General features: G+C 66.6%; 10 protein-coding genes. 7 read left to right on the forward strand and 3 right to left on the reverse strand.

Annotation, left to right across the window (positions count from 1 at the left end; translation table 11 throughout):
* Window positions 1–121: 121 nt before the first annotated feature.
* Together R2B70_RS06155 and bioA are read right to left on the reverse strand one after the other, a co-directional pair.
* Complete coding sequence (locus tag R2B70_RS06155) at window positions 122–943, reverse strand: HAMP domain-containing protein (RefSeq protein ID WP_216989857.1); 822 nt, start codon at window positions 941–943, stop codon at window positions 122–124.
* A gap of 156 nt (window positions 944–1,099) precedes the next feature.
* A complete protein-coding gene (bioA, locus tag R2B70_RS06160) occupies window positions 1,100–2,374 on the reverse strand; it encodes an adenosylmethionine--8-amino-7-oxononanoate transaminase (RefSeq protein WP_216989858.1) in 1,275 nt (424 codons plus the stop codon).
* Between the two features lie 192 nt (window positions 2,375–2,566).
* Between bioA and bioB the strand changes: the two genes are divergently transcribed.
* From bioB to htpX, 5 genes are all read left to right on the forward strand, one after another.
* Window positions 2,567–3,655, forward strand: a complete 1,089-nt coding sequence (gene bioB / locus R2B70_RS06165; RefSeq protein WP_318162890.1) for a biotin synthase BioB — start codon at window positions 2,567–2,569, stop codon at window positions 3,653–3,655.
* On the forward strand, window positions 3,652–4,848 hold the full coding sequence (gene bioF / locus R2B70_RS06170) for an 8-amino-7-oxononanoate synthase (protein WP_318162891.1): 1,197 nt from the start codon (window positions 3,652–3,654) through the stop codon (window positions 4,846–4,848). The genes bioB and bioF overlap by 4 nt, the downstream gene beginning before the upstream one ends.
* Window positions 4,838–5,641, forward strand: coding sequence for a malonyl-ACP O-methyltransferase BioC (gene bioC, locus R2B70_RS06175; RefSeq protein ID WP_216989861.1), 804 nt, complete (start codon window positions 4,838–4,840; stop codon window positions 5,639–5,641). Before bioF ends, bioC begins: the two co-directional genes overlap by 11 nt.
* 120 nt (window positions 5,642–5,761) lie before the next feature.
* Window positions 5,762–6,442 carry a dethiobiotin synthase gene (gene bioD, locus R2B70_RS06180; protein ID WP_318162892.1) on the forward strand — a complete coding sequence of 227 codons (681 nt, stop codon included), beginning with the start codon at window positions 5,762–5,764 and terminating at the stop codon, window positions 6,440–6,442.
* A 113-nt stretch (window positions 6,443–6,555) separates the two neighbouring features.
* Complete coding sequence (htpX, locus tag R2B70_RS06185; RefSeq protein ID WP_042077276.1) at window positions 6,556–7,428, forward strand: protease HtpX; 873 nt, start codon at window positions 6,556–6,558, stop codon at window positions 7,426–7,428.
* An 81-nt stretch (window positions 7,429–7,509) separates the two neighbouring features.
* On the opposite strand, the gene R2B70_RS06190 is transcribed toward htpX, so the two are convergent.
* Complete coding sequence (locus R2B70_RS06190) at window positions 7,510–9,324, reverse strand: MOSC N-terminal beta barrel domain-containing protein (protein ID WP_318162893.1); 1,815 nt, start codon at window positions 9,322–9,324, stop codon at window positions 7,510–7,512.
* 338 nt (window positions 9,325–9,662) lie between these two features.
* Between R2B70_RS06190 and R2B70_RS06195 the strand changes: the two genes are divergently transcribed.
* Both R2B70_RS06195 and nifJ read left to right on the forward strand, forming a co-directional pair.
* The gene (locus tag R2B70_RS06195) at window positions 9,663–11,309 is read left to right on the forward strand and encodes an NAD(P)-binding protein (RefSeq protein WP_318162894.1); all 1,647 of its coding nucleotides are present in this window, start codon (window positions 9,663–9,665) and stop codon (window positions 11,307–11,309) included.
* Window positions 11,306–14,881, forward strand: a complete 3,576-nt coding sequence (gene nifJ, locus R2B70_RS06200; protein ID WP_318162895.1) for a pyruvate:ferredoxin (flavodoxin) oxidoreductase — start codon at window positions 11,306–11,308, stop codon at window positions 14,879–14,881. Before R2B70_RS06195 ends, nifJ begins: the two co-directional genes overlap by 4 nt.
* Window positions 14,882–14,909: the final 28 nt, after the last annotated feature.

The following is a 14,909-nucleotide window of genomic DNA, read 5'->3' on the forward strand; positions in this document are numbered from 1 at the left end:
AGTCTGACGGCTCGTCCTACGGCGAGGCGCTGGAGCGCAGGCGCAGCCTACTGCAAGAGGATGCGCTGCACATCAATCTCTTGATCCAGCAGCGGATCCTGGTGGCCAGCCTACTGTTTTACTACCTGGGGTGATAGTCTGACGGCTCGTCCTGCGGCGGGGCGACCGAGCGCTTGCCGAGCTGGCGCTCCACGCTGTCGAGCATCTGGTTGTAGGCGAGTGCCACCCGGCCAATCTCGTCCCCTTCATCCCCCTCCAGCCGATGGCCGAAGTCGTTGCGATCGGTCGCCTCCTCCATGGAGCGGGTCAGCTGGTTCAGGGGGCGAACTATCCAGGTGCGGATGACCCAGAGGGTGAGCAGCAGCCCCAGCCCGAAGATGAGGGTGAGGCTGAGCGCCGAGGTGAGGATGTTCTGCTCGACCCGGGTGAACAGGGAGTCGAGGGAGTAGTCAAAGCGCACCGCCCCCAGCACGGTATTTTCCGGCACCTGGTGGCAACTGGTGCAGTCGGTGCCGCGAAAGTCTTTCTGCGCCAGCAACGGGCGGGTCACCACCAGCCGGCTGTGCATGCCGTCATGCTCCACCTCCAGGCTGCCCTTGCCCGCCAGGGCCAGGGCGTCAAATCTGTCTTTCGGAGCCTCCACGTCACGGCCCGGCCCGAACTGCTTGTTGACCGCCGCCCCGCGCACGATGCGGGCATCCTCCACGTGGGCGTGATCGAGAAACTTGGCGCGCAGGGTGTCGCGGGCCTCCATCTTGCCGGTCAGCATCAGCATGTTGAGACCGTCGAAGTAGGCCTCGGTCTGCTCGCGGCTCTGCTCCTTGATGAGGGTCAGGATGAGATCCCGCTCGCGCACCGCCTGATAGGCTGCGGAAAACACCAATACCATGGAGAAGATGAAGAGCAGGAAGAAATTGATCTTGGCAGCAATGGAGAGGCGCATGGGACTGGTACATCTGTTGGGTAAAACCCGCGCAGTCTACTCTCCTCGCCGGACGGGTTTTGATGACTTGCTCACATTCTGATGAAAAAGAGCCAAAAGGCCCCGTCGCCATGACGGGGCCATTGTGACGGGGTCTTGTGCCGAGCCTCTTCTGGCTCAGAACTCCCCGGCGGTGATGGCCTCGCGGATGGCGCAGGTCAATACCCGCAGCTCCTCGGGGGTGATGACGAAGGGAGGCATCAGGTAGACGAGCTTGCCGAAGGGGCGGATCCAGGCCCCAAGCGACACGAACTTGCGCTGGATGCGCGCCACATCCACCCGCTCCTTCATCTCCACCACCCCGATGGCGCCGAGCACCCGGACATCGGCCACCGCCGGGTGCAGGGTCAGCTCCACCAGCTCGGTGCGCAGCTGGTGTTCGATGGCTTGCACCCGATCGCGCCAAGGTGAGGCCAGCAGCAGCTCGATGGAGGCGTTGGCGACGGCGCACGCCAATGGATTGCCCATAAAGGTGGGGCCGTGCATAAAGACGCCCGCCTTCCCATCACACACGGTGCGGGCGACATGCTCTGTGGTCAGGGTGGCCGACAGGGTCAGATAGCCCCCGGTAAGCGCCTTGCCCAGACACATGATGTCGGGGCTGATCCCCGCCCAGTCGCAGGCGAAGAGCTGGCCGGTGCGGCCAAAGCCGGTGGCGATCTCGTCGGCAATCAGCAGCAGGCCGAACTCGTCGCACAGGGCGCGCACCCACTGCAGGTAGCGGGGGTGATAGAAGCGCATGCCGCCTGCCCCCTGGACTATGGGTTCGAGCACGATGGCGGCGATTTCCTCGTGATGATCCGCCACCAGGGTGGCGAGCTCCACCACGCAACGCTCGTCCCACTCGGCGTGGAAGCGGCAGCCGGGGGCTTCGACGAAATGGTGCTCGGGCAGGAAGCCCTTGTAGAGCTCGTGCATGCCGCCATCGGGATCGCACACGCTCATGGCGCCGAAGGTGTCACCGTGATAGCCGCCCCGCAGGGAGACGAATTTGGCGCGGGGCGTCCCCTTGGCGTGCCAGTACTGCTGGGCCATCTTGAGGGCCACCTCCACCGCCACCGAGCCGGAGTCCGCCAGAAAGACCCGATCCAGCCCCTTTGGCGTTATATCAACCAGCTTGCGGCAGAGCTCGACTGCGGGGGCATGGGTCAGGCCGCCAAACATCACGTGGGACATCTTGCCGAGCTGGGCGGTGGCGGCCGCGTCGAGCTCAGGCACCTGGTAGCCGTGCACGCAGGCCCACCAGGAGCTCATGCCATCCACCAGCTCGCGCCCGTCCGTCAGGGTGAGGGTCACCCCCTTGGCGCTGGCCACTTCGTAGCAGGGCAGGGGATGGGTGAGGGAGGTATAGGGATGCCAGACGTGGTGCAGGTCGAATTCTTGATTGGTCATTTTGTGTTCTGTTGTCAATTGATTTGATCTGGTCGGTGTTGACAGTCTACGCGCGCTCTCTACACTAGCCAACAATTTCAGCCACTTGGCTTCGCTCACGCCCTTGCGGTGCATAGTCCAGCTGGCGGGTTCTGCGGCCATCTCTCCATGAGCGCGGCGCAGGATCCCACCTATAACAACCGGAAGCCATGTATGAATGCTCTCACCGCGGGCGCCCACGCCCTTCGTCACGACTGGACCCTGACCGAGGTTCAGGCTCTCTTTGCCCTGCCATTCAACGATCTGCTGTTCCAGGCCCAGACGGTGCACCGCACCCATTTCGACCCGAACGAGGTGCAGGTGAGCACCTTGCTCTCCATCAAGACCGGCGCCTGCCCGGAGGATTGCAAATACTGCCCCCAGAGCGCCCGCTATCACACCGGGCTCGAGACCGAGCGGCTGATGGAGGTGGAAAAGGTGCTGGAGCGGGCCCGGGAAGCCAAGGCCAACGGCTCGTCCCGTTTCTGCATGGGGGCCGCCTGGCGCAACCCCAAGGAGAAGGACATGCCCTACATCATCCGGATGATTGAAGAGGTGCGCGGGCTCGGCATGGAGACCTGCATGACGCTAGGGATGCTGACTGCCGATCAGGCGGCGCGTCTCGGGGCCGCGGGGCTGGATTACTACAACCACAACCTCGACACCTCGCCGGAGTTTTACGGCGACATCATCACCACCCGTACCTATCAGGACCGGCTCGACACCCTGGAGCACGTGCGCGGCGCCGGGATGAAGGTCTGCTCCGGCGGCATCGTCGGCATGGGGGAGCAGGCGAAAGACCGGGCGGGCCTTCTGATGGCGCTCGCCAACCTGCCGCGCCACCCGGAGAGCGTGCCCATCAACATGCTGGTCAAGGTGAAGGGAACGCCCCTGGAGAACCAGGAGAACCTGGACCCGTTCGAATTTATCCGCACCATCGCCGTGGCACGCATCATGATGCCCGCCTCCCACGTGCGCCTCTCCGCCGGGCGGGAGAAGATGAACGAGCAGATGCAGGCCATGTGCTTTATGGCGGGGGCAAATTCGATATTTTATGGCTGCAAGCTGCTGACCACTCCCAATCCGGACGAGAACAGCGACATGCAGCTCTTCAAGCGCCTCGGCATCCGCCCCGCCCAGCGGGCCCAGAAGCCGGATCAGGTTCAAGAGGAGGAGCTGCTGGCCGAGGTGAGTCGCCAGAGCGAGCCCAGCGAGCTCTTCTACGACGCTACTCGTCCCCGCACAGAAGCCGTCCGTACATGATGACGCCCGTTGTCACCAGCCCCTTTGCACTGGGGCAGGCCCTGGCCGAGCGTGAGCAGGCCGCCCTGCTGCGCCGCCGCACCCCGGTGGAGGCCGCGAGCGGCGGGCGGATCCGGGTCGGGGGGCGGGACTACCTCAACGTCTCTGGCAACGACTACCTGGGGCTCGCGGGCCATACCGCCATCAAGGCCGCCTTCGCGGCAGGCGTGGCGCAATATGGCGCGGGCGCCGGCGCCTCGCCCTTGGTGACCGGCTACAGCCGCGCTCACCAGCAGCTGGAAGAGACGCTGGCCGACTGGCTCGGGGTGGAGGCGGTGCTGCTGTTCAACTGCGGCTTCTCCGCCAACCAGGCGGTGCTCAAGGCCCTGCTCGGCAAGGAGCATCTGCTGTGGCAGGACAGGCTCAACCACGCCTCCCTGCAGGAGATGGGCAGCCAGCTCCCCTGCAGGATGAAGCGCTTCGGTCATAACGACATGGCGGCCTTGGAACGGCTGCTTGAGCCAAACCGGGGCCTGATCGTCTCGGAAGGGGTGTTCAGCATGGACGGGGATCAGGGTCCCTGGGTTGAACTTGCAACATTGGCTGCCCAGAGCGGCAACTGGCTGATGATCGACGATGCCCACGGTATTGGGGTGCTTGGGGCCGAGGGGCGCGGCACCCTGGCGGCCCAGGGGGTTGCTCCTGCCAGCGTGCACATCCAGATGGGGACCTTTGGCAAGGCGCTCGGGGTGGCCGGCGCCTTCGTGGGCGGCAGTCGCGAGCTGGTGGAGTATCTGGTCAACTTCGCCCGCCACTACGTCTACAGCACCCATATGCCCCCCGCCCAGGCGTGCGCCGTGCGCCAGAGCATCGAGCTGGTACGCGTAGCCGACGAGGCCCGTGCCCACCTTGCTCGCCTTGTCGCCCGCTTTCGGCAGGGGGCGCGGTCCCTGGGTTGGCAGCTGGGGGCAAGCGACACCCCCATCCAGCCGCTGCTGGTGGGAGAGAGCGGTGCTGCCCTGCAACTGGCCGAGCGGCTGCGGGAGCGCGGCATCTGGGCCGGGGCCATCCGCCCGCCGACGGTGCCGGTCGGCACGGCGCGCCTTCGCATCACCCTGTGCGCTGCCCACGGCGAGGACGACGTGGATCGCCTGCTCGAGGCCCTGGGTTCGCGCCCGGCCACCGACGAGAGAGGGGGCGGCCATGCTCCATGAGCGTTTCCAGTCGGTGGACAAGGCGCAGCTCGCCCGCCGCTTCGGGGCGGCGGCCCGTCACTACGACGCCCACGCCCGCTTCCAGCAGGAGGTGGGGCAGGCACTGCTGGTGTGCATGGACGAGGGGGGAGTGAAAGAGGTGCGCTCAGGGGCCGGGCTGGATCTCGGCTGCGGCACCGGTTTCTTTCTGCCGGATCTGGCCTCGCGCTGCGACGCGCTGACCGGGCTGGATCTCGCCCCCGGCATGCTGGCCCAGGCCGCCCTTCGCGGCAGTGGCGCCCGCCTGGTGTGCGGCGACGCGGAGGCGCTCCCCTTTGCCGACCAGAGCCTGGACTGGGTCTTCTCCAGCCTGGCCCTGCAGTGGTGCGAGCGTCCGGCCCAGGCCTTCGCCGAGCTCAACCGGGTGCTCCGGCCCGGTGGTCAGGTCTTCTTCTCGACCCTGCTTTCGGGGTCCCTGTGGCAACTGCGGGAGGCCTGGCGCGCCGTCGATGGCCGCGCCCACGTCAATCGCTTCCTGACGCTGCCCCAGTTGCAGCAGGCGGCCCGTGACGGGGGCTTCGATGCCCCTGAGCTCTGCCCGCTGACCTGGTCCCTCGCCTACCCGGCGCTCAGCGGACTGCTGCGCGACCTCAAGGGGATAGGCGCGAGCCAGGTCAACGACGAGCGGCCCGCGGGCCTGGGTCATCGCCAGCGCCTGGTGCGCCTGGGGGAGGCCTACGAGCGTTATCGCCAGCCCGACGGCCTGCTGGCCGCCAGCTATGAGGTTTGCCTCGGGCGCCTGATCCGGGCATAAGCCGTTCGCCAACCAAGCGTCATCACCGGGTCCGCAGCTCAACGCGGCCCGATCTTGTCACCGAACATCATCAATGTGCGCAGGCAGGCATGTCGCCCGCCATCGCGCCGAGGAGTCATCATGACCAGATCCTATTTCATCACGGGCACGGACACCGATGTGGGCAAGACCCTGGTGGCCCGCACCCTGCTGCACGCCTTCGCCGCCCAGGGGATAGTCTGCGCCGGTTACAAGCCGGTGTCGGCGGGCTGCACCCGCACCCCGGAGGGGCTTCGCAATCGGGATGCCCTGCTGTTGCAGCAGGCCGCCAGCCTGCCTCTGCCCTACGAGAAGGTCAATCCCTATGCCTTCGAGCCCCCCATAGCCCCCCATATCGCCGCCCGGGAGGCGGGGGAGAGCATCCCCTTCGCCGGCTTGTCGGCTGGGCTGAGGGAGATAGAGGCGAGCGGGGCCGATCTCGTGATCGTCGAGGGGGCGGGGGGCTGGTTGCTGCCGCTGGATCACCAGCATCTGCTCTCGGACTGGGTCGTCCTTGAGCGGTTGCCGGTGATCCTGGTGGTGGGGGCGAGGCTGGGGTGTCTCAACCATGCCCTGCTCACCGTCGCCGCCATTCGCCAGCAGGGGCTGACCCTGGCGGGCTGGGTGTCCAACCGGGTGGATCCGCACATGAATCGTTATCCGGAGAACCTGGCGACCTTGAAAGCCTTGCTGCCGGCCCCATTTTTGGGTGAGATACCCTTCGTGGAGGCACCGCACGAGACGGACTTGCGCGACTGCCTCGACATCTCGCCCCTGCTCTGAGGCCAGACATTCAGCAATCATTCATCGTGTCTGTCTATTATCTGGGGCAAGTGTGGCATCGGTCGCCCCTGGGGTGACCCGAGCCATGCATCCATATCTCACAAGGAGTCAATATGAAGCGAATTATGCTATTCCTGGTGACCAACCTGGCCGTCATGCTGGTGCTGGGGGTGGTGCTCAATATCCTGTTCTCGGTTCTGGGGATCAACAAGTCCAGCATTTCCGGGCTGTTGGTGTTCTGCGCCGTGTTCGGTTTTGGGGGTTCCTTTATCTCCTTGCTGATGTCCAAGTGGATGGCCAAGCGCAGCTATGGCGTCCAGGTCATCGAGCAGCCCCGCAACGAGACCGAGCACTGGCTGGTGAGCACAGTCGCCCGTCAGGCCCGTGAGGCTGGCATCAAGATGCCGGAAGTGGGGATCTACGATTCCCCCGAGATGAACGCCTTCGCCACCGGCGCCCGCCGCGACGACTCCCTCGTGGCCGTGTCGTCCGGCCTGCTCTACAGCATGAGCCGCGACGAGGCGGAAGCCGTGCTGGCCCACGAGGTGAGCCACGTGGCCAACGGCGACATGGTGACCCTGACCCTGATCCAGGGGGTGGTGAACACCTTCGTGATGTTCTTCGCCCGCATCGTGGCCGGCGTCATCAGCAACGTCTTCAGCTCCAACAACGACGAGGAGAGCAGCAGCTCCGGCGGCTTCGCCTACATGATCACCGTGTTCGTGCTGGAGATGGTGTTCGGCGTGCTGGCCTCCATGATCGTCATGTGGTTCAGCCGTCAGCGCGAGTTCCGCGCCGACGCCGGTGCCGCCAAGCTGGCCGGCCGTGACAAGATGATCGCCGCCCTGCAGCGTCTCGCCCGCGGTGCCGAGCCGCAGCTGGAAGGTTCCATGATGGCCTTCGGCATCAACGGCAAGCGTTCCATGAGCGAGCTGTTCATGAGCCACCCGCCCATCGAGCAGCGCATCGCCGCCCTGCGTGGCTGATGGCCAGACACCACAAGAAAACGGCTGCCCAGGGGCAGCCGTTTTGCTTTTCGGGGCGGGGCATTTTGTCCCCCGATCACCCTATTCGACCACGAGATCCGTCAGGGGCACGGCGCAGCAGGCGAGGAACTTGCCCTGGGCCCGCTCGGCGGCGGTGATGGCCGGCGCATCCGGGTGATCCACCTCTCCCGACAACAGCGTCTGCTTGCAACTGCCGCAGATGCCGGCGCGGCAGCTCCAGGGCAGCTCCACCCCCTGCTTGTTGGCCTGATCCAGCACTGTACCCTGGTTGTTGCCGGCAAACTCCCGCTCCCCGATACGCAGCCGTACCGCCTGGTGGGGGCGTGCCACCGAGAGGATGGCGCCGCCAAAGCTCTCCTGGCGGATGCGGTCGGCGGGCACGCCGAGGGTGGTCAGCCGGTTGGCCGCGTCGGCCATAAAGCCCTGGGGACCGCAGACGAACACCTCTCGTCCGGCCAGCCCCTTGACCTGGCCGAGGTGGCTGTCATCCAGCCGTCCCTTGAGCCCCTGCCAGTGCGCCTCGGGCTGGCTCAGGATCAGGGTGAGGGTCATCCCCTGCCGCGCCAGTGCGTGCAGCTCGGCGGCGGCGGGGATGTCCGCCTCGCAGCGGCACAGGTGCATGAAGTGAACGTCATCCAGCTCCCCGCGCAGGGCCAGGGTGCGGGCAATGGAGAGCATGGGGGTGACGCCGGATCCCGCCGAGAGCAGCAGCAGGGCGCGCTCGGCCCCCAGGTGAAACTCGCCGGCAGGGGCGGCCGCCAGCAGGCGGTCACCCACCTGCAACTGCCGGTGCAGCCAGGGGGAGAGGCGGCCATCGGCCAGCTTCTTGACGCTGATGCCGTAACGCTCGGGCCGCTCCGGGGTGGAGCTCAGGGTATAGCGGCGCTGGACCCGCTCCATCTTGATTCCCTGGCCGATGTCGAGGCTGATGGGCAGGTGCTGGCCCGGCAGGTAGTCGGGCAGGGGCTCGCCGTCGGCGGCCTCGAACCAGAAGGTCTCCAGATCCCGCGCCAGGGGCTCCCTGGCCACGCACACCAGCTCCCGTTTTTTGGGGGCCGCGTTGGGGTAGACAGGCGGGCGCACCCGCTCCAGCACCTCGATCTCGCTGCCCGCCTCGATCCACCCCTCGTTCAGGGCCACCAGGTTCTGGCCGAAGTAGACCTCCCCATCCTCGCCACGGCGATAGCGGCTGAGGGTGGCGAGCGGCTCTTTCAGGGCGTTGAAGCGATCCGTGCCCGGTTCCACCGTGGTCATGATGCAGCGGCTGCACGGTTTGGCGACCCGAAACTCCACCTCGCCGATGCGGATCCGCTTCCAGCCGTCCTCCTCGAAGGGGCGGGTGCCGCTCGCCACCAGGTTGGTGCGAAACTGGCTCATCTGGTGCAAGGCGTCGGATCTCAGGTTGAGATCCTCAAGGGAACCCTGGCTGATGAGCAGCAGGGGATAGCCGTCGGCAAAGCTCACCCGGGTGCCGGTCTTCTCCCGGAAACGCGTGGACTCCTCGCCGAGCCAGAGCAGCGCAACCGGTTCGCCAGCCACTCGACTTAGCCAGCTGTCGGCGATCGGTGTGGTATGCAGGGCGGTGAAATGGTCGCTCCAGACCCCGGTGGCCTGGGGGACCCGGCTGAACGCCGCCTCCAGCAGGATGAGGGGCTCAAGGCCCGGATAGTGCAGTTGCAGGCCGCCGTCCATGGGGGTCGCCACCACCTGCTGCAGCTGGGGATGGGTGCGGGCGGTGATGAAACTGCCGTCCGGCTTGACCACCATGTAGCGGCGATCCCCGGCGAGACCCTCTTCGGTGACCAGGGCGCGGCTCAGCGGCATGCCGGCCGTCGACTTGATGGGGTAGAGATGTATGCTGGCGAGGGTCGGCATGTCTTGGTCCTTGTGCTGTGGCGAATCCGGTGAAGAGGGGAAGATAACGATTCCTGCCCCGAGCGGCAATCCTCTCTTCTCCCCCCATGATGGGGGGGCGGCGCATGGCCTCTGCCGCCCCGCCCTGTGATCGGGATCCGGTTGTGGGGGCCGGGCACCATAAAATGCAACATTTATTGATCCTGATCCGCCATGTCGTACAAAAAACGGCCCATCATCGAACCAGCTTCCAGTTTCTGACGCTTTCGCTTCTTCCCCTCCGGCCACCGTCCGCCCAGGCGACACGGTATCAAGTGCATTCGGGTGGGGCCTGTCACCCAGAAAGAAGAAAGCAATCTATGAGCAAACAACTGGACATGACCCCACAGCCGGATCTCTCCCAGAAGACGGGGACGGGCCCGGTCCGTACCCGGCTGCCCGTCTGGCGGGCGGCCCTGCCACCTTGCAACCACGCCTGCCCGGCTGGCGAGAATATCCAGGCCTGGCTTGCCCTGGCCGAGGCAGGCCGCTTCGAGGCGGCCTGGCAGCGACTTATCGAAGAAAATCCCCTGCCTGCGGTCCACGGGCGGGTCTGTTATCACCCCTGCGAAACGGCCTGCAACCGGGCCCAGGTGGATGATGCCGTCTCCATTCACGCCATCGAGCGCTTCCTCGGCGACGAGGCGCTGGCCCGGGGCTGGCAGCCTGCGCCGCCTGCACCCGCCAGCGGCAAGAAGGTGCTGGTGATCGGTGCCGGCCCCTCCGGCCTCTCCTGCGCCTGGCACCTCAACCGGCTCGGCCATCAGGTGGAGATCCGCGAGGCGGGCCCGCTCGCCGGTGGCATGCTGCGCTTCGGCATTCCCGCCTACCGCCTGCCCCGCGACGTGCTGGATCGGGAGGTAGCCCGCATCGTCGCCGCTGGCGTCACCCTCACCCTCAACCACAAGGTGGAGGATGTGCTGCGCGAGCGGGATGAGGGGGGCTTTGACGCCGTCTTCATGGCCATCGGCGCCCATCTGGCCAAGCGGGTCGACATTCCGGCCCGGGAGGCGGGCAAGATCCTCGATGCGGTGAGCTTCCTCGAGCAGGCCAGCCTGGCCGAGGAGCAGGGCTTGCCGCCACCCAAGCTGGGACGGCGGGTGGCCATCTACGGCGGCGGCAACACCGCCATGGACGCGGCCCGCACCGCCCGCCGCCTCGGGGTCGAGGAGGCGATGATCATCTACCGCCGCGACCGGGATCATATGCCGGCCCATGCCTTCGAAGCCCTTGAGGCCGAGGAGGAGGGGATCAAGATCAACTGGTTGCGCACCATCCGCCAGCTCGACAGCACCAGTATTGAAGTGGAGGTGATGGCGCTGGATGCCGAGGGCAAGCCGGTGCCCACCGGCAAGTTTGAAACCCTCGAAGCGGACTCCCTCATTCTGGCGCTGGGTCAGGAGGTGGACTTGAGCGTGCTGGAGAGAATCCCCGGCGTGCGGGTCAACCAGGAGGGGGTGGTGCAGGTTGGCGAGAACCTGATGACGGACGTGCCGGGCCTCTTTGCCGGCGGCGACATGGTGCCGAGTGAGCGCACCGTCACCATCGCCACCGGCCACGGCAAGAAGGCGGCGCGCCATATGGATGCCTGGCTGAGGGGGGGGCAGTATCGCAAGCCGGACGCCCACCCCCTGGTGGGGCCAGAGCAGTTGCAGCTCTGGTTCCAGACCCAGGCACCTGCCAGCAGCCAGCCGGTCAAACCGCCCTCGGCGCGGGACGACTTTGGCGAGATCATCGGCGGACTGGACGAGACGGCGGCCCGCTACGAGGCGGCGCGCTGCTACTCCTGCGGCAACTGCTTCGAGTGTGACGGCTGTTACGGCAGCTGCCCCGAGCAGGCCATCGTCAAGCTGGGGCCGGGTCTGGGTTATCGGGTGGATGCGGCGCGCTGCACCGGCTGCGGCGCCTGCCACGACCAGTGCCCCTGCCACGCCATCCTGCTGCGCCAACCTGAGGTGTCCCTATGAAACACGAACTGATCATGGTCGACGGCAACGAAGCCGCGGCCCGGGTGGCGTACCAGCTGAGCGAAGTCTGTGCCATCTACCCCATCACCCCGAGCTCGACCATGGCCGAACTGGCCGACGCCTGGGCGGCCGAGGGGCAGCGCAACCTGTGGGGCAACATCCCCACAGTGGTGGAGATGCAGAGCGAAGGGGGGGCGGCCGGCACGGTACACGGCGCCCTGCAGGCGGGGGCACTCGCCACCACCTTCACCGCCAGCCAGGGGCTGATGCTGATGCTGCCCAACATGTACAAGATCGCAGGCGAATTGACCTCGGCGGTGTTCCATGTGGCGGCCAGATCGCTGGCGGCCCAGGGGCTCTCGATCTTTGGCGACCATCAGGACGTGATGGCGGCGCGCAGCACCGGCTTTGCCATGCTGGCCTCCGGCTCGGTGCAGGAGGCGCAGGACCTGGCCTTGATCGCCCACAGCGTCACCCTGCAGTGCCGGGTGCCCTTTATCCACTTCTTCGACGGCTTTCGTACCTCCCACGAGGTGAACAAGATCACCGCCTTGCATCGGGACGAGATCCGCGCCCTTATCGACAACGACTGGGTGCGTGCCCACCGCGCCCGGGCGCTCAACCCGGATCATCCGGTGATGCGCGGCACCGCCCAGAACCCGGACACCTATTTCCAGTCCCGCGAGAGCGTCAACCCCTTCTACGAGGCGGTGCCGGCACGGGTGCAGCAGTGCATGGAGAGCCTCGGCAAGCTGACCGGCCGCCACTACAAGCTGGTGGAGTACCACGGCGCAACCGATGCCACCGACGTCATCGTGCTGATGGGCTCGGGGGCGGCCACCGCCCGCACCACTGTGGATTGGCTCAACCGGCAGGATCGCAAGACAGGTGTCTTGGTGGTGCGCCTCTATCGCCCCTTCCCGGTACAGGCGCTGCTGGACGCCCTGCCCAAGCGCGTGCGCCGCATCGCCGTGCTGGATCGCACCAAGGAGCCGGGGGCCAGCGGTGAGCCCCTGCTGCTGGATGTGCAGAGTGCGCTGATCGACGGCTTGCAGCGCGGCCTGCTCAAGCGGCTGCCCTGGCTCAGCGGCGGTCGCTACGGCCTCTCCTCCAAGGAGTTCACCCCGGCCATGTGCGCGGCGGTGTTCGAGGAGCTAGCTTCCGATGCGCCGCGTCCGCGCTTTACCGTGGGGATAGTGGACGACGTGTCGGGCCTCAGTCTGGCCTGGCACCCCATCGGCGATCTGGAGCCCCCGAGCCGGGTGCGGGCGCTCTTCTTCGGCCTCGGCGCCGACGGCACGGTCGGCGCCAACAAGAACAGCATCAAGATCATCGGCGAGCTGGAGGGCTTCCACGCCCAGGGCTACTTCGTCTACGACTCCAAGAAGTCGGGCTCGCGCACCGTCTCCCACCTGCGCTTTGGTCCCGAGCCCATCGACGCCCCCTGGCTTATCGAGCAGGCGAGCTTTATCGGCTGCCACCAGTGGGGCTTTGTCGAATCGGTGGATCTGCTGGAGCACGCCGCCGAAGGGGCGACCCTGCTGCTCAATGCTCCCCATGAGGCTGACAAGGTGTGGGGCCAGCTGCCCGAGCGGCTGCGTGCCCGCATCCGCGCCCTCGATATCCGGCTCTACTGCATCGATGGGGATCGGGTAGCCGAGCAAAACGGCATGGGCAATCGCATCAACACCATCATGCAGACCTGCTTCTTCGCGCTGGCCGGAGTGCTGCCACGGGACGAAGCCATTGCGCTGATCAAGGAGAGCATCGAGAAGAGCTATGCCCGCAAGGGGCCCGAGGTGGTGGCGCGCAACTTCGCGGCGGTGGACGACACCCTGGCTCACCTCTGCAAGGTGGTGATCCCGGTCGGTGAGGAGCAGATCAGCGACTATCCGCTGCCATTGGCTCCCGGCGGCAGCGAGTTTGTCCAGCGGGTCACTGGCGAGATGCTGGCGGGGCGCGGCGATCTGATCCCCGTCTCCATGCTGCCGGTGGATGGCACTTACCCCACCGCCACCAGCCGCTTCGAGAAGCGGGACATCGCCCGGGAGATCCCAGTCTGGCACTCGGATATCTGCATCCAGTGCGGCAACTGCGTCTTCGTCTGCCCCCACGCGGCGCTGCGGGCCAAGTTCTACCATCAGGACTGGCTGGCAACTGCCCCCGAGGCGGCCCAGTCAGTGCCCGTTACCGCCAGGGGGTTCCCCGACAGCCGCTACACATTGCAGCTCTATCCGGAGGATTGCACCGGCTGCGGCCAGTGCGTGCAGGCCTGTCCGGTGCGGGCCGGAGCGGATGAAAGCCATGAAGGCGAGCGCGCCATCGCCATGATGGACAAGGCGCCGCATCTGGCCGGCCAGAAGCAGGCGCTGCGCTGGTTCGAGAGCCTGCCCTGGCCTGCCCGCGAGCGGGTGGACTTCTCCACGGTGCGGGGGGCCCAGTTCCTCGAACCTCTGTTCGAGTTCTCCGGTGCCTGCGCCGGCTGTGGCGAGACCCCCTACCTCAAGCTGCTGACCCAGCTGTTTGGCGACCGCATGCTGGTGGCCAACGCCACCGGTTGCTCCTCCATCTACGGCGGCAACCTGCCGACCACCCCCTGGGCCAAGAACGGCGAAGGGAAGGGGCCGGCCTGGTCCAACTCACTGTTCGAGGACAACGCCGAGTTTGGCTTTGGCTTCCGCCTCACCGCCGATCAGCATCGCGGTCAGGCGGTGGCGGCCTTGCAGGCGATGAAGGGGGAGCTGGGTGCAGAGCTGGTCGAGACGCTTGTCAGCGCCCCGCAGCGGCTGGAGTCGGAGATCCGCGCCCAGCGCACCCGGGTGGCCCAAGTGCGGGAGCGGCTGGAAGAGGTGAAATCCGGCAAGGCCCGCGAGCTGCTGTCGCTTATCGATCAGCTGGTGCGCCGCTCGGTCTGGATCGTCGGCGGCGATGGCTGGGCCTATGACATCGGCTCGGCGGGGCTCGATCATGTGCTCGCCTCCGGCCGCGATGTGAACGTGCTGGTGATGGATACCGAGGTCTACTCCAACACCGGCGGCCAGATGTCGAAATCGACCCCGCTCGGCGCCGTCGCCAAGTTCGCGGCGGGGGGCAAGACGCTGGCCAAGAAGGATGTGGCCTTGCAGGCCATCTCCTACGGCAACGTCTATGTTGCCCGCATCGCCTTTGGGGCCAACCCGCAGCAGGCGTTGCAGGCCTTGCGTGAGGCCGAGGCCTATCCGGGCCCGTCGCTGATCATCGCCTACAGCCATTGCATCGCCCACGGCATCGACATGGAGCAGGGACTTACCCAGCAAAAACGCGCCGTGGCCTCGGGGCACTGGCCGCTGATGCGCTACAACCCGGTATTGCGCAGCACCGGGCAGAACCCCTTCAGCCTCGACAGCCTGCGCCCCTCCATTCCGCTGGCCGAATACCGGCAGGAGGAGACCCGCTACCGGGTGCTGGCCCAGAGCCACCCGGAGGAGGCCGAGCGGCTGATGCAGGTGGCACAAAGAGTGGCGTGGCAGAAGTGGGCCACCTACGAGGAGATGGCCACCCGCGAGGCCAGCCAGTTCCATCCGCCGGTGTGAGGATGGGGTTGATTCTGTATAGCGAAGC

The organism is Aeromonas sp. XH (assembly GCF_033348475.1).
Lineage (GTDB): Bacteria > Pseudomonadota > Gammaproteobacteria > Enterobacterales > Aeromonadaceae > Aeromonas > Aeromonas sanarellii.